The following is a 23,614-nucleotide window of genomic DNA, read 5'->3' as shown; positions in this document are numbered from 1 at the left end:
TGGTGGGCGCTGACGGGATCGAACCGCCGACATTCTGCTTGTAAGGCAGACGCTCTACCAACTGAGCTAAGCGCCCTTAACGTCTTCATCGTTTGTGAGGTGCATTATAGAGAATCTTTAACAGGTGTCAAACGCTTTTCGACAACTTTTCAAAAAAATGCGAATGAATGATTAAAAATAAGTCATTATTAAGTAAAAAACAATTTTTTGTATTTTATTTAAGCACTTATTTTAATATTTTGATCATTCGGCCAATTAAACAATAATCTTTAAAATCCTATTTTAGGTTAAAGATTGTTCAGACAAATAAACTAATGCATCTTCAGAGACTAAATCAAACAATTCAATGATTTCTTCATTACGCATTCGAATACACCCATGTGACATTGGAACCCCCATCGGTTCTTTATCAGGTGTACCATGAATATAGATATAACGTTGCATCGTGTCGTGGCCTTCGCCTTTGTTAAAGCCCTCTTCTAAGCCATCTAACCAAAGAATGCGTGACAATATCCAATCTCGCTCAGGAAATTGTGCGGCTAATTCACTGTTATAGACTTCACCAGTGGGCTGCCGTGCAATAAAAACTGTATTTTTGGGAGATTGCATACCAAATTTCTTAGCAACCCGATGCCATCCGCGTGGGGTTTTACCCGTATTTTCTTGTTCCCCAATTCCATTTTTCCCAGTAGAAACCACGTAAAACTTATTATGTTTAGGTAGGCTTAAAGTTTGATTTGCTAAATCAATAAGAATATCTGCATCTTCAAGTTTAAATTGGGACATCGAATTTCTTCTCTTATATCAACTCAACTATTTTGAGCTTTAATGAAAAATTATGGGGAAGCTTGTCTTGCGCCAAAATTAAAAGATTATCAATCTTCTTTACTCTACGCGCAGTTTCACTGCTTGTCTTGTGCCAAAATTAAAAGATTATCAATCTTTTAACTTTGGCTCAGGACGTAGCCATAACCAAATTGCAACAACAAGCATGGTAGTATCGGTAAAGACCTTGACCCAAAACGGCGCCGAAGTAAACAGCATCAGAATACCACTTGCGGTCATCATAATGGTTGCAATCCACTTTGCCTTACGCGGTACTGTCCCATTTGCTCGCCAGTCCCGCAGGGTTGGTCCATACTTGGGGTGGTTTAACAACCACGCATCCATCTGAGGCCATCCCTTTGAGGCCGCCCAAGCAGCCAGAATAAGAAACACTGTTGTCGGCATGCCTGGTAAAATTGCTCCAATAATACCAAGCGTGATAAAAATCACGACCAGAGTTCGCCAAAACAATGTTCGCATATATAAACCTTAAGCTATTGTTACTCGTAGTATAAAGTGTTTTTCTGGTATTGTTTTGTTGATTAACCATGAAATTTGGATGAATTATTTCGAGTACTCAACGTATGAATATTGCCTCAATTAAAACATCCTATTTTGAGCCATGGTTACTGTTCAGTCACCCAATGGTAAGACAATTGGCCTTTACAATTGCTAGCCCGAATCTACTTAGCCAGCTTCCTCGTAGCCTTACTATTCGACATAATTTTCAATTACATACGGATCAAAGTTGGGAACAACATTTTCAAAATTACTTACCCCGCCTAAAGCAGCTTGATGCAGCACCAGAACCCTTACTTCAATTTATGTCTCGGCTTAAGAGTACACGCTTAGGTTTACGTTTTGAAAATTTACTTTGGTTTTGGCTACAAGAAGATCAATATCATCCTTATCAGTTATTAGGCCATAGTATTCAAAAAATTGATGGAGCAAAAACTTTAGGTGAACTCGATTTTTTAGTTTTAAATCAAAATACTCAAGAAATTGAACATTGGGAAGTGGCTCTAAAATATTACCTAGGTGAAGGCCAATTAAATTTAGAACAATGGATTGGTTTAAATAGACAAGATACTTTAAGTAAAAAGCTTTACCACTTTACTGACAAACAATTTCAATTTTCAGAAGCTTTGGGCTTTAAAGTTCAACAACGTTTCGCTGTCTTAAAAGGGCAACTTTATCTTCCTCTAAATTTACCTCAAGAACAGCCTATTCCTGAATGGGTAAATTTAAAACGTCGCTTAGGTACTTGGGGTACAGAAATCCCTAAATCTGACTTTTACCGCTTAGAAAGACATGAATGGCTTTGTCCTCATCAAAAAGCGAGTTCAAACACTGCTTATTGGTGGACTGATGGCCTATATTGTCAAAATATTAATGAAACCCGATTTTATATGTTCAGGCACCCTGCTTTACTAAGCTTAAAACCTTCTCTCATCAAAAATAACGGTGTTTTACAAGAGACCACGTCCTTATAGAAACAATTTATAACGTTTTTACTATTAAACAATCATGTTTCTTTTTCCGTTTGTTTTTTAATCTAAATTTACTTCATTATTAAATTTATACGGAGAAAATGATGAAAAAAGTTTTAGTCGCATCTGTAATGGTGGCATTTGTTTTAACAGGTTGTAATACGTTCAAGGGTTTTGGTCAAGATGTCTCTAAAGCTGGTGATGCTGTAACTAACACCGCACAAAAAACTGAAAATAAAATGTAAGTTATGCTTAACATTTAAAAACCTTATCGTTTCGATAAGGTTTTTTTATTTTTAAATACCCATCCCTTAGAGATTCGCCTATTATATCGGACTATATTTCACCTCATCAGTACGCAATTTCCGGTATGAACCACTCAGACACTCTCTCGCTTAGCTTAGAACTTCTACAACAGCCTTCTGTTACTCCTATTGATCATACTTGCCAAACTATTATGGCTGAGCGCTTAGCTAAGGTTGGCTTCCATATTGAACCTATGCGCTTTGGAGATGTCGATAATTTATGGGCTCGACGTGGAACCCAAGGCCCTGTATTTTGTTTTGCTGGTCATACCGACGTAGTACCAACAGGACGTTTAGACGCTTGGAATTCAGACCCATTTGCACCAGAAATTCGCGATGGCAAATTATATGGTCGTGGTTCAGCAGATATGAAAACTGCATTAGCTGCAATGGTAGTTGCATCTGAACGTTTTGTAGCAAAACACCCAAACCATAAAGGTTCAATTGCTTTTTTAATTACTTCAGATGAAGAAGGTCCTGCTGTTAACGGTACAGTTAAAGTCATCGAAACACTGGAAAAGCGTAATGAAAAAATTACTTGGTGTTTGGTTGGTGAACCATCAAGTACTCATAAATTAGGTGATATTGTTAAGAATGGCCGTCGTGGTTCTCTTAATGCTGTATTGAAGGTTCAAGGCAAACAAGGTCATGTAGCTTACCCACACTTGGCACGTAATCCAATTCATGAAGCATCGCCAGCGTTAGCTGAGTTGTGCCAAACTGTTTGGGACAATGGCAATGAGTATTTCCCTGCAACTTCATTCCAGATTTCAAATATCCATGCAGGTACTGGCGCAACCAATGTGATCCCTGGTGCTTTAGAAGTTACTTTTAATTTCCGTTATTCAACCGAGGTTACAGCAGAACAGCTTAAACAACGTGTTCATGAAATTTTAGACAAGCATGGCTTGCAGTATGAAATTGTCTGGAATTTGTCTGGCTTACCGTTCTTAACTCCAGTAGGTGAATTAGTTAACGCAGCTCAAACTGCTATTTTAAATGTGACTGGTACTGAGACTGAGCTTTCAACAAGTGGTGGTACATCTGATGGGCGTTTCATTGCGCCAACAGGTGCACAAGTTTTAGAACTCGGTGTTCTAAACGCAACTATCCATCAAATTAATGAACATGTTGATGTACATGATCTTGATCCATTAACTGATATTTATGAGCAAATTTTAGAGAACCTACTTGCTTAAAATATTAAAGATCAGGAATTAGATAAAAAGCATCCTCTTTAGGGTGCTTTTTATTATTTTTAACTGTGAGAATATTTGTTAAAAATCTTAAAATAAGATTCTTATTTATTAATCCAGATAATTTATTTTCATAATCTTTATAGAACTTCTTTTGAGTTCTTATCTATCCATTGCAATATAGTGGGCCAGACTTCCTTAGCAGCATTTTGGCTCAAAACAATTCGGCTATGAGAATAATTTTCCAAGTTGTTATTTGAGTAACCAAATTCACGAAATACATTATTATGATTTTCAAAAGCTTCTAAATATTTATAACATCCTTTAACGGGTGCAATAAATTTATCACCACTTCCACTAATAGAATATATAGGGGCTCTAATAGAGCTCATATGTTTTTTATAATCAATATTTTTAAACTCACTAATAAAATTTTGTTTTAAATTCCAGTTAAACCATGGCTGCATGGTGTAATAGCTTTCATTTACTCGTCCTAATTTAAATTTATTAGCTGGTATCTGGCCTAGACCTTTAACAACAAGTTTTGCAGAAAAGAGTTTAATAAAGTCAAAAGAGTCATTTACTGCTCCAAATGCTTGGCAAGCTATAAAAGTAATACTTTGGATATTTTTTAAATATTCTGGATAATTAATCAAGAACATTGTTAAGCATAAACCTCCGCCACTATGAGTCACACAATGTAAAGAGTCCATATTAAAATGATGATAAATATAATGAAATGCAGTCTTATATTCATATAACGCAACAGTTTCAAAATTAAATGGAATATCTGTTTTTGGGCTTGTGCCGTGCCCTCGCCATTCTAAAATAAAACAGATATATCCATGATTTGCCAAATATACTGCAATACCCATACAAACAGTCTTGTCTGAAAATGCACCATGAGATAAGAAAATTGCTTCTTTTTTTTATAAGGGTGTTCTCGCTTTTAGCAACTTTCCATAAAGCAAACTCAACATGGTCATCTGTTTCTAAAATATACAGCTCTTTATGAATTGACATTTATTTTCTACTGTTGTTAAAGATTAATTTAATATACTTTTTTATACAAAGATCTTATATTTCTAACTAAAAAAATGAAATTATTTATTTTACTAATTTTATAAAGGAAAAACGACGATTATAATATATTCAGCCACACCCATAAACATCTTAAATTTAAAGTAATTATTTTCTATTTTAAAATTTCCCTAGCTTATACAAAAAAGGAACTCAAATGAGTTCCTTTTTCCTTTATAAACCAAGTGTTTTTTCAATATATTCTAAGTTAGGTATATAGTAGCGTTGATCTTGCATACGCACATATTTAAATACTGCTGGGTGTTGTTCAGCCTCATGCTCATCCATTTCATCGACAATTTCAGAAATACGCAGACGAGTAGAAACTGGCATAGTTTTACAGATTAATGCAAAACGTTGGCTAATATCTTCCCCTTCAATCACTAATGCTACTGCATGTTGATCAATTGCGTTATGTACTGAGTAGACGGGTAGCTTCACATCATGCCATTCAATATGTTTTACGCCATTTTTTACATCCATGGCAGACAACACAATGTTTTGTGGCAATAGCATAGGTACCTGATCGTTACATTCAATGATATAAGCGTCAATAAAACCAGTTGAAACCGTAATAAGATGCTGTAGCTCTTGTTGGTCCATATTAGCGATCAATGATGTATTTACACTACCTTTCATGATTTGACCTCACTTTCAAACGCTACAAGTAAAGCATCAATATTCTCTAGTAACTCTTCTTCTTGGAAAGGTTTACCCATATATTGACTCACACCTAACGAGAATGCTCGTTCACGATGTTTTTCACCTGTTCTGGATGTAATCATAATAATTGGCATGTATTGATGCATATCATGATGTCGTACAAGATTGAGAACCTCAAAACCATCCATACGTGGCATTTCAATATCAAGTAGCATCAAATCTGGCTTAATATTTTCTAGCTGCTCTATGGCGTCAACACCATCTTTAGCCGTAACCACATCATAGCCTTGGCGTTCAAGTAATCGGGAAGTGACCTTACGTACAGTTACTGAGTCATCTACAATCATGATGAGACGGCGTTCATCAGACTCTCGTTGTCTATATATTGCTTCACTAAGTTGTTTATGACGCTGAGTTGACTGAATTTGTCGCGCAATATTTTGTCCGTCTAAAATTAAGCAGACCTGTCCATCACCTAAAATTGTGGCGCCTGCAATTGCTCCAATGCTAGAGAACTGTTGACCAATTGGTTTCACTACAATTTGTGCTCGAGAGCCAATTAACTGATCAACAAGTAATGCCACAGTTTGGCCATTATTGGCTTTAATCATTAACACAGGTAATGAATACATTATACCATTTAAACGTGGTATGGGTTGGTTACCAACAAATTCTGAAAGATAACGTAATGGATAACGTTTATTTTCATACTCAAATAGTTCTTGAGGACTTTCAAAATACTGCTCTAAAGAGGCTGGTGATACTCGAATAATTCGATCGATTTGAGCAAGTGGAATCGCAAATTGTTGATCTGCCACTTTAACCATTAAGGCATCACTTACCGCTACTGTAGTCGGTACGCGAATCGTAAATGTTGTTCCCTGCCCATAGACGGATTCAACGCTGACATGTCCCCCCAAAGACTTAATATCACTCTGCACGACATCAAGACCTACACCACGCCCGGAAATCTGAGTGACATGTTCTGCTGTACTTAAACCCGGATGGAAAATGAGTTGCAGTATGTCTTGCTGTTCTAAGTCTTGTTCTGGCTTGATCAATCCGGCAAGGAGTGCTTTCTGACGTACTTTTTCAACATCAATACCTTGACCATCATCACTAAAGACAACCACAACATCCGTACCTTGACGCTGAATATTAAGTTCAATACGCCCTGTTTCCGGTTTATTTGCTTGTTGCCGCTGCGCTCGGTCCTCTAAACCATGGTCAATTGCGTTTCTGAGCATATGCTCAAGCGGAGTCACTAACCGTTCTAAAATGTTGCGGTCCAACTCACCTTCCGTATTATTTACGAAAAGCTCAGCAGGTCTATTCAATGCTGTAGACGTTTGACGAACAATTCGTTGTAAACGCGGCAATAAACGCGAAAATGGGACCAAACGTGTCCGCATTAAACCTTCTTGAATTTCCGCTTGAATTCGTGATTGTTGTAAAAGCAAACTTTCGGTATCTCTGATCTTGTCAGTTAACGTATTTTTAAAGTCGACCAAGTCCGATGCAGATTCAGCAAGCGATTTCGACAATTGATTTAAAGATGAATACTGGTCCATCTCTAACGGATCAAAGTCGGTATAACGAGAATGTTCAATTCCATGTTTAGCAATAATCTGTGTTTCTAACTCACCTTCCATTCGACGTAACTGATCGGCAAGTCGTTGAATCGCCAACTCCATTTCAACTAGTGTATGGCTAAACTGGCTTAGGTCCATTTCAATTCGTGAACGGTTAATGGAGTTTTCACCAGACAAATCAATCATTTTCTCGATTAAGTCGGCTGAAACACGGATCATTTCATTATTCTGATCCAGACGCTCTGTTTGCTCCCACGCTCCCATCATTGGTGGAGGCTCTGTACCATCACCTTGTATAAAGGTCATCACTGGTTCTGAGCTAAACAAGTCCGCTCTAGTTAACTTAGTTGGAATCTGGATTGTAGTTTCAAAGAATTGAATATTTTCTAAACTTTGCTGTAATCCATCGAAATGCTGATAATTATGGTTGAAAATTGCATCTTTTAACCATGCAATCGCACTTTCTAATAAATGATCATAAATATTCGAATTGAAGTGATGTAGCGCAAATTGTTCAAAAGCATTTTCTAGTTGGTAGGCAATTGCTTGTACGGCTTCTAAACCCACCATCCGTGCACCACCTTTTAAACTGTGCACGGCTCTTTGAAGCTGAAGCAAAATACTACGGTTTGTACGCTGTTCAAACCATTGTTTTAATAGCGACTCAGCCATTTCTAACAATTCAGTAGCTTCTTCTAGGAACGTCTGTTCAACAACAGCCTCAATGTCCTGTTCATCAGCTGCAACTCTATTCTCTTGCGATGTAACCGAGGTAATCACTTCAACTGGAGTAGCTAACTCGGTAACCGCTGTATCGAATACCTGATCGTGATGAGTTTCTAGCTCTGCAAGAGCAGGTTCAAATTCTACCGGTATCTCATCTATTATTACTTCAGATATCACCTCTTGCTCAGAGAATATCTCACTTTCAGTATCAAATGCCTCAACCACTGGTAAAGGTTGGAAGTTAGAGTTTTGACCCGCTCGTTTTAATGCGTTAATTGTGTAAGGGGCTGCATAATCTAGTTGTTGTTCACGCATGATTTGTAAACGGTCAGCCAAGTCATCTTGAACCAAACGAATAAAATCAATTAAATCTGAAGTTGCCACTAATTGCTTTTGAATTAAACGCTCATAGATGCTTTCTAATTCATGGGCAATCAAACCAAGATAAGTTGCCTGAACCATATTTGCGCCCCCTTTCAAGGTATGCAAATAACGCATTAGGTTGTTCAGAGCTGCAAAGTTTTCTTGCTCACCTACCCAAATATTAAGATCGGTATCAATTCCCTCAAGTAATTCTTCAGCTTCCTCAAGAAAGATATCTAAAAGATCAGCATCAAAATTTCGATTCACTTGTGTAGAGGAAATATATTGTCGATCTTGCTGCACACTTTGACCTAATACCGCCCAGTCTGCAGAGTCTGAGAAATTCTCTACAGTAGCTACTACTTCTGGCTCTAGTTCAATATTGGATATTGGTTCAAAAGATGTCGAATCCTGCTGAGGCAGGTCATTTGATAGGTCTGGAGTGTACCGCGTATAAAGTCTTAATTCTTCTAAAATACTTTGATGTTGCTTAACAACACCGACTCGCTGACCAGCAGCTAAAGCATCAAATAATTGAATGAGCTGTTGATGCGCTTTTTGATAAATTTCAAATATATAGTCTGATTGTAATAACGCAGGTTTATCAAGCAGTACTTCATAACTTTCTTTCAGTTGGCTGGTATATTCATGTAAACCCAGCATTGCTTGAGAATGTGTATGTTGCAGTAATAAGTTAGCCTGTTCACTTAGGCGTTCAAGATAATCAGGAAACTCATTACGAATACCCTTCTCAAAATCTAATTCTGCATCCAGTAATTCAGAAACATCTAATTGTAATAATTGTGATACCAAACCATGAGAAGGCATTAACGGATCTGTTCGGTCACCATGTTGCTCAACATATGCATCCCAAGATTGATTAAATTGCTGCAATCTCGCTTCGAGCTGTTCACTTGAACTATATCTAGATAGTAGTTCCAAGCTATCTCGAACAAACTCACGATATTCTTGTAATAATAAAATTTCTTCAGAGTGAGAAGATAACTCTTCTTGCAGCAGTATTTTAAATAAATGCTCAACTTTGGTACTGGCCTCGAAAATTGTTTCGACCTGCGCCATTGCAGAACTACCACGCAAAGTATGTAAAGCGCGGATTAAAGCGTTATAACTGTCGTACTGATGTAACTCTTGATCTAAGAATTGATGGATCGTGGCTAAATGTTCTTCTGCCTCTTCCATAAATAAGGTCAAGGTTTCATCTAGATTTATTTCAATTTCAGTATGTGTAGTTTGAATGATTGGCTCGGCTAACGAATCTTGTTCGATATAACCTAGCTCAAGACCAGTCACTGTTTCGGCCGTAAGCGTATTTGAAAGTTGTAAAAGCTCTTCTAAAGCTGGTTCTAAACTTTGCTGTTGTTGTAGTTGTTGGCCTAATAAAATAAGAGGTCTGAAATCTAAGGTATGTGCTCGTTTTTGCTTAAAATTATCTACTAATTTAAGGAAATAGAACTTAAATACTAACTGCACATAGCTCTGGATAGTTGGCGTTAATTGTAAGCTTTGGTTGATTACCCGGTTGAGTGTATCTTCAACTGTCCACGCAAGCTCAGCTGAAGATTTAGCGCCAATCATTCTTCCGGAACCTTTTAAGGTATGGAAATGACGACGAATTTCAGTGAGCGTAGCAATATTCTCAGACTGCATCCATTTATTTATCAAAGGTTGCAAATCAACAAAAATCTCTTCAATTTCTTCAATGAAGATCTCAAGAAACTCAGCATCTTGTTCAGAATAGCTATCTTCAGGTAGCGTCATTGCTTCAGTTAAAGTTTTTAATATTTCTTTCATAGCAAAGGCTTCTTTTGCTTACCCCCTGAGTGGGGAAAACTACAGAGTCAACACCAGAAAAATAACTATCTCCCCAATATTTGTCTGGCGCTGCTCATACTTTTAAAAGAATAGCGATATGAGAATAGCTATTCTTATCCCCCAATTTAGTCAGGTAATTTAAAGTCCGTTACTGACTCACGTAATGACTCTGCCATATTCGCCAACTCTGATACGGAGCGAGCAGTATCAAACGTTGCCGTTGTTGTTTGCGAAGTAATTTCTTGTACAACCGTCATGGTGGTTGCAATGTGACTCGCAGATGCTGACTGAAGTTTTGCTGCGTCGGAAATGCTCGCAATCAGTTTTGCCAAGTCACCCGATACTTTTTGGATTTCATCCAGTGCAATACCCGCATCTTTTGCCAAATTCGCACCACGTACAACTTCCGTCGTTGTTTGTTCCATTGAAATAACGGCTTCATTGGTATCGGTCTGAATTGTTTTAACCAGTGTTTCGATCTGTTTGGTTGCAGATGCTGAGCGCTCAGCAAGACGTTGTACTTCATCGGCAACCACGGCGAAACCACGGCCAGCCTCACCTGCCATAGATGCTTGAATTGCTGCATTTAATGCAAGGATGTTCGTTTGGTCTGCAATATCGTTAATGAGCGATACGATGTTACCAATTTCTTGAGAAGACTCACCTAAGCGCTTAATACGTTTAGAAGTTTCCTGAATCTGCTCACGAATAGTATCCATACCTTCAATTGAACGATTTACCACTTGTGCACCATTTGATGCAATTTGTACTGAACGCTGTGCTACTTCCGCAGATTCAGAAGCGTTGGCAGATACTTGGTCAATTGACTGTGCCATTTCATTCATGGCAGTAGAAGCACCTGCAATTTCTTGCGCCTGATGTTCTGATGCCTCTGCTAACTGGTTAGTAATACTTTGCGTATCTTGTGTGTAGCGTGCAACTTCCTGAGAGGTTTCATGAATTCGTGAAACCAAATCTCGCAGTTGGTCAATTGCGAAGTTAATCGAGTCGGCAATGGCACCCGTAAAGTCTTCAGATACAGTTGCATATGAACGTAAGTCACCATCCGCCAAATCGGCAATTTCATCAAGTAAACGTAAAATCGCATTCTGGTTACGGTCATATTCTTCCTGTAATCGAGCAACACGTTGCTTATCCATTACACTACGTAGTGTAATTAACTTGAATACAGAGAAAATTAGTCCGCCTAATGAAAGAATAAGAACAGCACCTAAAAATAAGGTGAGCCAGTTCTTTCTTGCAACATCAGATAAATGTCCTAGACTTTCCAACATTACATCCGATTTAGCGAAAATCTGAGAAGAAGCCTGACGAACATTGACAATCTGGCTACCATTTTTTAATACCGTTGCAGCAGCAGATTTTAAGACTTTGTCATATTCAGACTTAATACTTTCTAAAGATTCACGTAAAGCCGGATCAGCAATACGATCAACACCTAACTCGGCATTACCATTCAGTTCAGCATTTAAATAAGTACCAAAAGTCTCAATATCGACACTAAAGTCACTAGTTGATACATTTCCGTCCGTACCACTTAACACCGAGTTAATCGAACGTAAAATACGCTCTGCAATAAATACCTGGTTTTTAGCAATAATTACCTGACTACTTGGCAAACCTTGGCGAGCCATTTGGTCGACCATCAAGTTATATTCTGCCTGAATCTCTGGAACCGTTTCACTAATCGAGATGTTGGTATCATATAACTGGTTAAGTACTCGTTGATGTGATGAAATCAAATCAATATTTTTTGAAACCTCACCCCATATTTTCTCAACTTTTTGATATTCATCGGTCGACTTACCGTGAATATTTTCAATTTCAAGTAAGTTCTCATCAAAGTCTTTTTTAGATTGCTGTAGCTTTGTGATTGCCTCTTGAGAACCCGACTCTGTTGCTTCAGTTGCTTGTTTAGAAATGGTTTGAGATAACAGACGTAACTCACCAAGACTTCGAATTAACTGGTTATGACGAGGTACATTATAAAATAGATAAGCTAATGAAATTAACGCACATACTAAACATAACAGCGCTGCATAAAGGATAGGCTTGGACTTTTCACTTTCCCCAAATAAACTGGCAAACTGCTCAATTTTTGACTGGATTTTTACAATAAAATTGACACTCGATTTTCCGGTAGCACCGCGATTGCCACTTTTCTTTTTAAGTTTAAAGCCCATACAGCTTCTCCCCAGAAAAATACGCTGTTCATTCACAGCATAAAAATTAGTTTATAAATTTTGTCGATGCGTTCATGTAGTGTGGGTTTTGCAATAACCGACTAAATAAAAAGACATGCCAATGTTGATTGTGTTGGTGAAAATACCCTTGGCAATATTCTTTTAGGTTTTCCTCTAAGTCTGAACTCTCAGAAAAAAAACTTTTTTTATTAAAGTGCTGAATCCCCAAAACCTGATCCACAACCAACCCCACATACTGGTCATGATGGCTAATACACAGCACTTTTTGGGTAGACGAAAATGAACTCCGTTGCCCTGAAATAAAATGAGCCAAATCAGATACCGAAAGTAATCTTCCACGAATGTTTGCCAATCCCTTGACCCAACTTTGAGTATTTGGAACTGGTGTATATTTCGGTGGATAGATAACTTCTGACACTTCCCCAAGTGGTGCGACGAAGTATTGCCCTCTCATTTCAAAAGCAATTCCTGACCATCGCTGTGCTTCATTTTGAACTGAAGCGTAATTCTTATTACCCCGTTTAGACAAACGAAGTAACTCGATAAATCCATTCGCTGCCATACTCGATCCTATAAAACGGGCGTATTTATCCCGTTATTTATGTTTTTATGGATGGATGAGTTAATTTAGAAATTGTTTAATTACATCAATTAATTGCTTTTCTTCGATTGGCTTGATTAAGTAATCGATTGCGCCTTGACGTTTACCCCATACTCGGTCAGTTGCCTGATCTTTAGTACTCACAATCACCACTGGAATATGCTTCGTGTCTTCATCACGGGTAATCTGGCGCGTTGCCTGAAAACCATTTACACCTGGCATGACCACATCCATTAATACCAAGTCAGGCTGCTCAGCTTTTGCCAAAGTCACACCATCTGCACCGTTAGATGCTTCAAGTACATCATAGCCATGCTTAGTTAGGATTTCTTTAAAACGAAAAGTTTCTGTTGGTGAGTCATCAACAATGAGAATACGTGCCATTTCTTTTGCCCTCAAATTACTTATTATGAACTTACATGATTACGAATCGCATTTAGCAATTCATCTTTGCTAAAAGGTTTCGTCAAGTATTCATCTGAACCTACCACACGCCCTTTTGCCTGATCAAATAAACCATCTTTACTAGAGAGCATGATAACGGGAATGTTCTGATAATTTTGAGAGTTCTTAATCAAAGCACAAGTTTGATAACCGTCTAAACGAGGCATCATGATATCTACAAAAACAATATCCGGATTCGCTTCAGCAATTTTAGATAAAGCTTCAAATCCATCGACAGCAGTAATCACTTCGCAACCTTCGCGTTGCAATAGAGTTTCTGCGGTACGGCGAATAGTTTTTGAGTCATCAATAACCATTACTTTCAGATTTTGGAATGCATCTTCCATTTAATCTTCCATCCCCATAACATAAAATATAAATGCAATTTAACTTAAATTTGTTTTTACAGATTTATACGCATTTTTAACATATCTATACTTCTATTTTCAATGAAAGCTTTTTGTCTACTTTCTCATTTATAAACAATAACTTTTAACCTCATCACACTTTCAAAAAAATTATCATTTTTTTTATAATGTCGATATTTTTATTCAGTTAAATAATAACTAATATATTTAAGATTAATTATTTAAAAATAAGTGACTTACCTTTCTTTTTTGGGGAATTTTATGAATAAGCGGATGAAATATGCCTTTTATAGGAACTGCTTGTCTGTATCTATAGGCATTGCCTCTTGCGGAGCACTGTTTTTCTCTTCCCCAACGTTGGCTGCCAATGCAGCTCCTAAAGCTGTCTGGTATCGTTATTATGATCAGCATGGTATTGCGAATATTAGTACATCCGTAACGCCGGCTCATATTCGCTATGGATATGAAGCACTCGACCAGAATATGCAGGTCATTAAAAGAAATCATCCTTATAATTCTGAAGCCGATTTAAATCAGTCCTCACAGCGTGCATTATCAGCTCGATATAGAGAAGAAGATAACAAATTAAAAAGAGCATATAGCAATAGTAAAACTGCGACGATTAAAAGAGACCAAGCATTATTGGCAATTAAAAAACAAATAAATTATCAGCAGGACCAACTGAGCCAATTACAACAAGACAAAATTTTATTTAAGCGGCAAGAAATGGAATATTTTCGTAAGGGTGAACAAGTTCCCGAAAGACATAAAACCTTGATTGAAAACAATCTTATGAATATTAATAAGGTTAAACAAACACTTGAAATACTTTCGAAAACCTATAATCGCACTAATAAAGATTATGAAAATATTATCGAACGTTTAAAAAAGCTTGAATAAGGTTACAGCTTTATCAAGAATAGGGGCAAAATAAAATTTGAATTACAGGATGATGCTGTATGCGCACAACGCATCTTACCCCTTCTACTTTTTTTAAATTAAGCTTGATCAGTCTGAGTTTAATCTTAGCTGCATGTAACCAGCAAGAAGTACCAAAAACAACAGCATCTGAACCTAAAAAAATTGAACTCATTCCTCAAGATTTAATTCCTGTAAAAGAAGGCTCACTCGCCGCTCAAACCGCTTTTACAGGAACTATTCGTGCAGTACAACAAAGTTCTATTCAAGCCCAAGTTAGTGCAACAGCGACTGCCGTTACAGCCGATGTAGGTCAAAAGGTACAAAAAGGCCAAGTTTTAGTTAGATTAAATAATCAAGACAACGCTGCACGCTTAGCTCAGGCACAGGCTAATCTTGCTTCTGCTCAGGCACAAGCAGAACTTGCACGTAATTTGATGAATCGAAAACAAAGATTGCTCAATCAAGGCTTTATTGCCCGTGTAGAGTTTGAACAAAGCCAGGTGGATTATAAAGGTCAACTTGAAAGTGTTAGAGCTCAACAAGCCAATGTGGATATTGCTAAAAAAGCTGATCGAGATGGTATTATTACCAGCCCCATTTCAGGTGTGATTACGAAACGACAAGTTGAACCGGGACAAACCGTTTCGGTTGGACAAACATTATTTGAAATCGTTAATCCGGATCAATTAGAAATACAAGCGAAACTACCTATTGAGCAACAATCTGCCTTAAAAGTAGGTAGCTCTATCCAGTATCAGATTCAGGGTAACTCAAAACAATTACATGCCATACTGACTCGTATCTCACCTGTAGCAGACCAAGACAGCCGACAAATTGAATTCTTTGCGAGCCCTAAAGAAGCGATTGATTCATTAAGTATTGGTGCGTTTATTAACGGTATTATTTTGCATAATGATAGCAATCAGGGACAAACCATTCCTTTAGATAGCATTCAAAATCTGCAACATGATCCTTTTGTATGGGTAATACGCAATCAAACGATTCAGAAAGTCAAAATTCGAGTGGTTGAGCAACGATACAACGAAAATATCGCTTTAGTTCAGGGTTTACAAAGTACAGATCAGGTAAGTCGTATCCAGTTTGAAGATTCTGATATCAATAAAAAAGTGACGCTTACAACCGAAAAAAATAAATAAGGTAGCAAATAGCTTATGTGGTTTACCCGAATTAGTGTGAAGTACCCCGTTTTTACCATCATGATGATGCTCAGTCTAATGGTACTCGGGTTAGCATCTTGGAAACGTATGACCGTTGAAGAGTTTCCAAATATTGATTTCCCATTCGTAGTTGTCACTACGCAATATGCGGGTGCTTCACCTGAAGCAGTTGAATCGGACATTACCAAAAAACTCGAAGATCAAATCAATACCATTTCGGGTATTAAACAAATTACTTCACGCTCAAGTGAAGGGCTTTCGATGGTGATTGCAGAGTTTAATCTTGATACGTCTTCGGCAATTGCAGCACAAGATGTTCGCGACAAAATTGCTCCAGTTATTGCCCAATTCCGCGATGAAATAGATACGCCGATTGTACAACGCTACGATCCATCATCTAGCCCCATTATGTCAGTCGTGTTTGAATCGAACAGCATGAGCTTGGCTCAATTAAGCTCCTATGTAGACAAAAAAATTGTGCCTCAGCTTAAAACTGTTTCTGGTGTGGGTAATGTCAATTTACTAGGTGGTGCTAAACGTCAAATTCGGATTAAGGTTCATCCTGAACAATTACAAAGCTATGGTATAGGTATTGATCAGGTCATTAACACGCTAAAAAATGAAAATATAGAAGTACCTGCAGGAACCTTACAACAAAAGAATTCTGAACTGGTTGTTCAGATTCAATCAAAAGTCATCCATCCTCTTGGATTTGGTGATTTAGTTATTGCTAATAAAAATGGTTCCCCTATTTTTCTAAAACAAGTAGCAACCGTTGAAGATACTCAAGCAGAACTGCAATCAAGTGCTTTTTATAATGGAAGAACAGCGGTTTCTGTCGATATTTTAAAAAGTTCCGATGCTAATGTAATTCAGGTTGTTGACAAGACCTATCAGACCTTAGAGAAGCTAAAAGCTCAAATGCCTGCGGGTTTGAATTATAAAGTCGCTGCTGACAGCTCTAAAGGTATTCGTGCTTCAATTAAAGACGTTGTTCGCACCATTATTGAAGGAGCGGTCTTAGCGGTTTTAATTGTTTTACTCTTTTTGGGTTCCTTCCGATCTACTGTTATTACAGGTTTAACCTTACCGATTACCCTACTTGGCACATTAACATTCATCTGGGCATTTGGGTTTAGCATTAACATGATGACACTGTTGGCCCTGTCACTGAGTATTGGTCTATTAATTGATGATGCGATTGTGGTTCGGGAAAACATTGTCAGGCATACAGAGCTCGGCAAAGACCATGTCACTGCGGCTTTAGATGGTACTAAAGAAATTGGGTTAGCAGTACTCGCAACCACACTCACCATTGTGGCGGTATTTTTACCAGTTGCCTTTATGGGAGGCTTAATTGGGCGTTTCTTCTATCAATTTGGGGTAACTGTAAGTACGGCTGTTCTTATTTCCATGTTCATCAGCTTTACACTCGACCCAATGCTTTCCGCACACTGGAAAGATCCTGTAAAGAAAAAAGAAAGTCGACTGCAACGTTTCTTTAACTATATTTCTAATCTATTAGATGGCCTAACGCACATCTATGAAAAGCTTTTAAAGCTTGCCTTACGCTTTCGTTTCATCACAGTCATTATTGCAATTGTTTCATTGGTTGTGGCATTAGGCTTATCAAAAATGATCGGAACCGAATTTGTACCTACACCAGATAAAGGTGAAATTCGTATTCAGTTCGAAACCCCTGTTGATTCTTCTTTAGAATATACCCAAGCAAAATTACATCAGGTTGATCAGATTATTAGGCAATTCCCTGATGTCGTTTCTACTTATGGAGTGGTTAACAGTGAAGTCGACTCCGGTAAAAACCATGCAGGTTTAGGAGTCACCCTAAAACCAAAACAAGAACGTAGTGCAGACCTGACAACACTCAACAATGAATTCCGTGATCGTTTACAAAGTGTAGCTGGCATCCGAGTGACTTCAGTCGCTGCTGCTCAAGACTCAGTGTCTGGTGGTCAAAAGCCAATCATGATTTCTATTAAAGGATCTGATCTAAATGAACTACAAAAAATCTCGGATCGTTTCATGGCTGAAATGGAAAAAATTGATGGTGTAGTCGATTTAGAAAGCTCTTTAAAAGAACCTAAACCGACTTTAGGTGTACATATTAACCGTGTACTGGCCAGTGATTTAGGTTTATCTGTTTCTCAAATTGCGAATGCGATTCGACCACTCATTGCAGGTGACAATGTCACAACATGGGAAGATCGTGACGGCGAAACTTATGATGTGAATATCCGTTTAAATGAAAATAAACGTGTGCTTCCCCAAGATGTTCAGAACCTATATCTCAACTCGAATAAAACCAATGCAAATGGGCAAAATATTTTAGTTCAATTAAGCGCCGTAGCCACAACCCAAGAAAAACTTGGAGCTTCGCAAATTAACCGACGTGACCTTGAACGTGAAGTTTTAATTGAAGCAAACACTTCAGGACGTCCAAGTGGGGATATCGGTCAAGATATCGATAAAATGCAAAAAGCATTCAAATTGCCAGCTGGTTATACCTTTGATACTCAAGGGGCAAATGCCGATATGGCTGAATCTGCGGGTTATGCGTTAACGGCAATTACCCTTTCGATTGTATTTATTTATATTGTGTTGGGTTCTCAGTTTAATAGTTTTATTCACCCTGCTGCGATTATGGCATCTTTACCATTGTCCCTGATTGGTGTCTTCCTGGCCTTATTCTTATTTAGGAGTACCCTAAATCTATTTTCAATTATTGGCATTATTATGCTGATGGGGCTGGTAACCAAAAACGCGATTTTGCTTATCGACTTTATTAAAAAAGCGATGGAAGATGGGATAAGTCGTTATGATGCTATTTTACAAGCAGGCAAAACCCGTTTACGCCCAATCTTGATGACAACAAGTGCGATGGTAATGGGTATGGTTCCATTAGCTCTAGGTCTAGGTGAAGGTGGTGAACAAAGTGCACCAATGGCTCATGCTGTAATTGGTGGCGTTATTACCTCTACCTTATTAACTCTTGTGGTTGTCCCCGTCATTTTCACTTATCTGGATGACTTGAAAAACTTTATGCTGCGTCAAACCCGACGATTCATGTCATAATGCAGCGACTATCGTATAATCCGCGTTTTTATAACGCTTAACTTTTAGGACTTTTTCCATGCGCGCAAGCCGCTTTTTATTTGCAACGTTGAGAGAAACCCCAAACGATGCTGAAGTGATTTCACATCAGCTCATGTTACGTGCGGGGATGATTCGTAAATTGGCATCTGGTTTATATACATGGCTGCCGATGGGAACACGTGTGCTTAAAAAAGTTGATGCCATTGTTCGTGAAGAAATGAACCGTTCAGGTGCTATGGAAGTGTTCATGCCCGTAACTCAACCCGCGAGCTTGTGGGAAGAATCAGGTCGTTATGAACAATATGGTCCTGAATTATTACGTTTCAAAGATCGTCACGACAATCCGTTTGTGCTTGGTCCTACACATGAAGAAGTGATTACCGATTTAGCACGTAATGAGCTAAAAAGTTATAAACAGCTTCCTGTAAATTTCTATCAAATTCAAACTAAATTCCGTGATGAGATCCGCCCTCGTTTTGGTGTAATGCGTTCACGCGAGTTCATCATGAAAGATGCTTATTCTTTCCATGCAACTCAAGAATCATTACAAGAAACTTATGATGTGATGTATGACACCTATAGCCGTATTTTCACTCGTTTAGGTTTAGATTTCCGCCCAGTACAAGCAGATACAGGTTCAATTGGTGGTTCAGCTTCACATGAATTCCACGTATTAGCTGCAAGCGGTGAAGATGACATTGCATTTTCAACTGAGTCTGATTATGCAGCAAACGTTGAAATGGCTGAAGCTGTTTTAGTGGGTGAGCGTGCAGCGCCTACACAAGAATTTAAATTGGTTGAAACACCAAATCAAAAAACAATTGCTGATGTTTGCCAGTTCTTAAATGCTGCCCCTAAACAATCTGTAAAAGCCTTATTGGTTCAAGGCGTTGCTGATGAGAAAGGCAATGTACCTGTCGTTGCCCTATTCTTACGTGGTGACCACGAACTTAATGAAATTAAAGCCGAGAAGCATCCTTTAGTGGCCGCTCCTCTTGCGTTTGCCACAGAAGAACAACTTCAAACATTTGGCTTAACTGCTGGCTTCACTGGTCCACAAGGTTTAGTTGAAAAAGGCATCACTGTAATTGTTGACCGTGCTGCATCTGTTCTTTCTGACTTCGTTGCTGGTGCAAATGAGGCAGACAAACATGCTGTAGGCGTAAACTGGGAACGTGATGCACAAATTACTGAAGTTTTCGATTTGCGTAATGTGGTTGAAGGTGACCCATCTCCAGATGGTAAAGGTACCCTACAAATTAAACGCGGTATTGAAGTGGGCCATATTTTCCAACTTGGTACTAAATACTCTGAAGCTTTAGGATGTAAAGTTCTCGGTGAAGATGGTAAACCATTTACAGTAACAATGGGCTGTTATGGTATTGGTGTGACACGCGTAGTTGCAGCTGCAATTGAACAAAACTACGATGACAAAGGGATTATTTGGCCACAAGCGATTGCTCCTTTTGAAATCGCAATTGTTCCAATGAATGCACACAAATCACCACGTACTCTTGAAGCAGCAGAAGCGCTTTATGCAGAACTTCAAGCCCAAGGCTTTGACGTATTACTTGATGACCGTAACGAACGTCCGGGCGTTAAATTCTCTGACCTTGAATTAATGGGTATTCCACACCGTATTGTGATTGGTGAAAAAGGTCTTGATGCGGGTACTTTTGAATATAAAGGTCGCCGTGATGCTGAAGCGAGCAATTTAACTAAAGAAGAACTCTTAGCTAAATTAGCGCGTTAATAAATACATAAATAAAAAAAGCAGCTTTTAGAAGCTGCTTTTTTTAATTTAATTTTACGCCTGAACTGTTAAGTCTTTAATGGTTGTGGAAGATCCATTGTTTTTTAACCGATTCAATGCCTTTATCTCGTGAAGCTTCACTGGCATAAAACTGGCTCGAACCAATAATTTGATGATTTGCAGCTTTTAAATTGAAGTAAGGTTTCCCATTTTTTGCAGTTAAACGATCATATCGCGCATCGTCACTACTATTTTTTTGAACTGACTCAATACCATTGACTGCTGATGCTTTTGCTTTATATAGCTCACTATTTAAAATAATTTCGCCATTACCAGCCTTAAGTACAAAGCGATATTGTCCATCATTCGCTTGTGTAATTTCGTACCATCCTGCCATATGAACCTCGTTTTTTTGTTGGTGTGGGTATGACTTTCGTTATTATTCTGGACGAAAGTTAATTCTTCTTAATGACAATATAAATGAGCTATTAAGCTTTGGATAGTCTACTTTTTATACATTATCGTAATAAAATTATAAGGATGTTGAAATGTAAAAAGGTAGAGATCACGCCTGCGATCTCTACCAAAATGTAATTAAAATTAACAAATTAAGCTTTTTTTACAAATTCAGATTTTAACTTCATCTGACCAATACCATCAATTTTACAGTCAATATTGTGACCATCACTTGCGTCTGGAACTAAACGAATACTTTTTACTTTTGTTCCGACTTTAACAACTGAAGAAGAACCTTTAATTTTTAAATCTTTAATTACAGTAACGCTATCGCCATCCGCCAAAACATTTCCATTAGCATCTTTAATCACTTCTTGCTCTTCAGTTACTAAAGCTTCCCCTTCTTTCCACTCGTGTGAGCATTCTGGACAAATTAATAAATCGCCGTCTTGATATGTATATTCTGATTGGCATTTTGGACAGTTTGGCAAAGACATAAAAAAATCTCAAAAAGTATATTATGCGAGATATGACTCATTTTTTAAAGTTTTAAATAAAAGACTTTTGCCAAAAAAAAATTTATATATTTAACTTTTGCTCTTTTCCAATAAGTATTCTTTTAAAATAATCGCATGGTTATGTTCCACATCTTTAGCCGAATACAAAAGTGTGACTTTATGATGTGAAACGATTTTTAATAACTCTTTAACTGCGGGGTTGGTTGCTAGTTCTTTTAAATAACGTTGTTTGAACTCATCCCAATGTTCTACAGACTCTGCATGAAACCACTTACGAAGTTCGGTTGAAGGAGCTATTTCTTTTAACCATAAGTCTAAATGAGCATTTTCTTTGCTAATCCCTCGACTCCATAGTCGATCAACTAAAATTCGCTTTCCATCATCACCGCTTACATCGTCATAAATTCTTTTAATTTGTATATCCATATCTTTATCTCACAAGAAGGCTTAACACATTGAGCTTCATATGATCATTCAATATTTTGTTCATTTTTGATAGTGTTTAAAAATAAAAAAAATGAGTAGTTTTTCTACTCACTTTTTAGTTAAGTATCAATTAAAAAAAGACAATTATTGATCTGGAATGTCGGCTTCTACTAACAACTTCAATAAAGATAAAGACTCTTGCCAGCCTAAATAGCATGCTTCAACAGGAATAACTTCAGGTATTCCTTCTTGGGTAATGTGTATTTCTGTGCCGACCAATACTGTTTTTAATGTAATGGTGACCTGCATCGTGCCAGGTAAATTTGCGTCGTCAAATTGGTCGTTATAACGAATTAATTCATTGGGAACGAGCTCAACATAAGTACCTCCAAATGAATGCGTTGACCCGGTTGAGAAATTGGTAAAGCTCATTTTGTATGAGCCCCCTACTTTTGCATCAAAACTATGAACCTTCGCGGTAAAACCGTGAGGTGCCATCCATTTAACTAAAGCATCTGGGTCAAGAAAAGCACGATAAACTCGTTCAGCTGGTGCCTTAAACACTCGATGTAATTTTACTGTACCTGTTGCCATTGTCTTCTCCTTATTTTAAGTCCATTTAAGTTATAAAAATTATGTTGAATAGCTTAAACCGTAGAATTTCTTTTAACGTATATTTTTGGTGTTTTTTTAACCTAAACCTATTGTTTTATACAAACGTAAATTACGAAAACTATGGCTGATTTTTTAGTAAAAATGGAGCAAAATAGTCAGCAATCATAAAGAAACATATTGAATTTGAGATTAATCATGAGTCTGCTCGCTTTCTCCTCATATGCATTAAACGGTGTAGATGCACAAAAGTTTTTACAAGGCCAAGTGACTGTAGATACTGAACGTTTAGCTGAAAATGAAACACGCTATACAGCCATTTGTGATCTTAAAGGCCGCATCCATTTTGGCTTGTGGCTAAAAAAGAATAATGCAGAAAGTTTTGACATTATTGTCACTCAAGATCAAGCTGAAGAATTCGCGAAGCACATTAAAAAATATGGTGCTTTTTCAAAAATGACCTTAAGTGAACAAGGTGCTGTATTCCCAAAAGTTGTGAATGGCCATACTGAGTTCAGCTCTACAGAAACTGATATTTCCGAATGGCAAAAACAAGCCATCATGACAGGTCAAGCATGGATTGCTCAAGCGACTGAACATGAGTTTCAGCCACAAGAATTACGTTTACATCAACGCGAAGGCGTCAATTACGATAAAGGCTGTTACTTAGGTCAAGAAATTGTGGCGCGCCTTTGGTTTAAAGCAAAACCAAAACACTGGTTGCATTTAGTTCAAGGTACAGGTGATGCACCTGCTCCAGCAACTCAACTGCACAATGACGTAGAAGTGGTTAATAGTACCCAAACTACTGACGGTTATATTGCCTTAGTTATTGCAAAACCTGCCGCCCTTCAAGAGTTAGGTCTTCAAGTTTTAGATTTACCAGAAGCTTTAAGTGGTGATGTTGCTAGACCACAATAATTAT

The 23,614-nt window shown here is 37.8% G+C and carries 19 protein-coding genes, 1 tRNA gene and 2 pseudogenes; 8 read left to right on the top strand and 14 right to left on the bottom strand.

The window, feature by feature from the left end:
• The 3 genes from MKL62_RS17335 to MKL62_RS17325 form a co-directional block, all read right to left on the bottom strand.
• A tRNA-Val gene (locus tag MKL62_RS17335) sits at positions 1-76 on the bottom strand.
• Positions 77-282: 206 nt separating this feature from the next.
• The gene (gene elsL, locus MKL62_RS17330) at positions 283-786 is read right to left on the bottom strand and encodes a cell wall-recycling L,D-carboxypeptidase ElsL (protein WP_030423620.1); all 504 of its coding nucleotides are present in this window, start codon (positions 784-786) and stop codon (positions 283-285) included.
• Positions 787-936: 150 nt separating this feature from the next.
• On the bottom strand, positions 937-1,305 hold the full coding sequence (locus MKL62_RS17325) for a YbaN family protein (RefSeq protein ID WP_001259501.1): 369 nt from the start codon (positions 1,303-1,305) through the stop codon (positions 937-939).
• A 104-nt stretch (positions 1,306-1,409) separates the two neighbouring features.
• Between MKL62_RS17325 and MKL62_RS17320 the strand changes: the two genes are divergently transcribed.
• The 3 genes from MKL62_RS17320 to dapE all read left to right on the top strand — a co-directional run bounded on the left by MKL62_RS17320 (position 1,410) and on the right by dapE (position 3,819).
• Positions 1,410-2,318: a DUF1853 family protein gene (locus MKL62_RS17320; RefSeq protein ID WP_030423621.1), complete on the top strand. Its 909-nt coding sequence runs from the start codon at positions 1,410-1,412 to the stop codon at positions 2,316-2,318.
• 98 nt (positions 2,319-2,416) lie between these two features.
• The gene (locus MKL62_RS17315) at positions 2,417-2,560 is read left to right on the top strand and encodes an entericidin A/B family lipoprotein (RefSeq protein ID WP_001984826.1); all 144 of its coding nucleotides are present in this window, start codon (positions 2,417-2,419) and stop codon (positions 2,558-2,560) included.
• Between the two features lie 125 nt (positions 2,561-2,685).
• Complete coding sequence (dapE, locus tag MKL62_RS17310) at positions 2,686-3,819, top strand: succinyl-diaminopimelate desuccinylase (RefSeq protein ID WP_005127985.1); 1,134 nt, start codon at positions 2,686-2,688, stop codon at positions 3,817-3,819.
• Positions 3,820-3,956: 137 nt separating this feature from the next.
• Here the strand turns inward: dapE and MKL62_RS17305 are convergent.
• The 7 genes and pseudogenes from MKL62_RS17305 to pilG all read right to left on the bottom strand — a co-directional run bounded on the left by MKL62_RS17305 (position 3,957) and on the right by pilG (position 13,690).
• Positions 3,957-4,839, bottom strand: a pseudogene (locus tag MKL62_RS17305) (alpha/beta fold hydrolase).
• Between the two features lie 231 nt (positions 4,840-5,070).
• Complete coding sequence (locus tag MKL62_RS17300) at positions 5,071-5,535, bottom strand: hypothetical protein (RefSeq protein WP_000678925.1); 465 nt, start codon at positions 5,533-5,535, stop codon at positions 5,071-5,073.
• Positions 5,532-10,052, bottom strand: a complete 4,521-nt coding sequence (locus MKL62_RS17295) for an Hpt domain-containing protein (RefSeq protein ID WP_005127981.1) — start codon at positions 10,050-10,052, stop codon at positions 5,532-5,534. Before MKL62_RS17295 ends, MKL62_RS17300 begins: the two co-directional genes overlap by 4 nt.
• Before the next feature lie 146 nt (positions 10,053-10,198).
• On the bottom strand, positions 10,199-12,277 hold the full coding sequence (locus MKL62_RS17290; protein WP_000505934.1) for a methyl-accepting chemotaxis protein: 2,079 nt from the start codon (positions 12,275-12,277) through the stop codon (positions 10,199-10,201).
• Between the two features lie 46 nt (positions 12,278-12,323).
• Positions 12,324-12,860 (bottom strand): chemotaxis protein CheW, encoded by a 537-nt coding sequence (locus MKL62_RS17285; RefSeq protein ID WP_000729759.1) that lies wholly within the window; start codon positions 12,858-12,860, stop codon positions 12,324-12,326.
• Between the two features lie 60 nt (positions 12,861-12,920).
• Positions 12,921-13,283, bottom strand: a complete 363-nt coding sequence (locus MKL62_RS17280; protein WP_000101096.1) for a response regulator — start codon at positions 13,281-13,283, stop codon at positions 12,921-12,923.
• A gap of 23 nt (positions 13,284-13,306) precedes the next feature.
• Positions 13,307-13,690, bottom strand: coding sequence for a twitching motility response regulator PilG (pilG, locus tag MKL62_RS17275; protein ID WP_000389061.1), 384 nt, complete (start codon positions 13,688-13,690; stop codon positions 13,307-13,309).
• A 282-nt stretch (positions 13,691-13,972) separates the two neighbouring features.
• Here pilG and MKL62_RS17270 point away from each other — a divergent pair, with 282 nt between their 5' ends.
• From MKL62_RS17270 to MKL62_RS17255, 4 genes are read left to right on the top strand one after another with little or no spacing between them, the layout of a single operon-like run.
• The gene (locus MKL62_RS17270) at positions 13,973-14,611 is read left to right on the top strand and encodes a hypothetical protein (RefSeq protein ID WP_002027721.1); all 639 of its coding nucleotides are present in this window, start codon (positions 13,973-13,975) and stop codon (positions 14,609-14,611) included.
• 59 nt (positions 14,612-14,670) lie between these two features.
• A complete protein-coding gene (locus tag MKL62_RS17265; protein WP_001260815.1) occupies positions 14,671-15,789 on the top strand; it encodes an efflux RND transporter periplasmic adaptor subunit in 1,119 nt (372 codons plus the stop codon).
• 15 nt (positions 15,790-15,804) lie between these two features.
• Positions 15,805-18,903 (top strand): efflux RND transporter permease subunit, encoded by a 3,099-nt coding sequence (locus tag MKL62_RS17260; RefSeq protein WP_030423622.1) that lies wholly within the window; start codon positions 15,805-15,807, stop codon positions 18,901-18,903.
• A gap of 58 nt (positions 18,904-18,961) precedes the next feature.
• Positions 18,962-20,677, top strand: a complete 1,716-nt coding sequence (locus tag MKL62_RS17255; RefSeq protein ID WP_001202756.1) for a proline--tRNA ligase — start codon at positions 18,962-18,964, stop codon at positions 20,675-20,677.
• A 54-nt stretch (positions 20,678-20,731) separates the two neighbouring features.
• Here the strand turns inward: MKL62_RS17255 and MKL62_RS17250 are convergent.
• The 4 genes and pseudogenes from MKL62_RS17250 to MKL62_RS17235 form a co-directional block, all read right to left on the bottom strand.
• Positions 20,732-21,074 (bottom strand): annotated as a pseudogene (locus tag MKL62_RS17250) (YegP family protein).
• A 211-nt stretch (positions 21,075-21,285) separates the two neighbouring features.
• Positions 21,286-21,630 carry a zinc ribbon domain-containing protein YjdM gene (locus MKL62_RS17245; protein WP_000056785.1) on the bottom strand — a complete coding sequence of 115 codons (345 nt, stop codon included), beginning with the start codon at positions 21,628-21,630 and terminating at the stop codon, positions 21,286-21,288.
• Positions 21,631-21,720: 90 nt separating this feature from the next.
• Entirely contained in the window at positions 21,721-22,077 is a 357-nt protein-coding gene (locus tag MKL62_RS17240) for a DUF488 domain-containing protein (RefSeq protein WP_000354384.1), read from the bottom strand.
• A gap of 144 nt (positions 22,078-22,221) precedes the next feature.
• Positions 22,222-22,671 (bottom strand): SRPBCC family protein, encoded by a 450-nt coding sequence (locus MKL62_RS17235; RefSeq protein ID WP_000190594.1) that lies wholly within the window; start codon positions 22,669-22,671, stop codon positions 22,222-22,224.
• A gap of 216 nt (positions 22,672-22,887) precedes the next feature.
• Here MKL62_RS17235 and ygfZ point away from each other — a divergent pair, with 216 nt between their 5' ends.
• Positions 22,888-23,610 carry a CAF17-like 4Fe-4S cluster assembly/insertion protein YgfZ gene (gene ygfZ, locus MKL62_RS17230; RefSeq protein WP_000054207.1) on the top strand — a complete coding sequence of 241 codons (723 nt, stop codon included), beginning with the start codon at positions 22,888-22,890 and terminating at the stop codon, positions 23,608-23,610.
• Positions 23,611-23,614: the final 4 nt, after the last annotated feature.

Source organism: Acinetobacter sp. AOR01_HL (assembly GCF_027855455.1).
GTDB classification, from domain to species: Bacteria; Pseudomonadota; Gammaproteobacteria; order Pseudomonadales; family Moraxellaceae; genus Acinetobacter; species Acinetobacter baumannii.
This window is presented reverse-complemented; position numbering and strand designations above follow the sequence as displayed.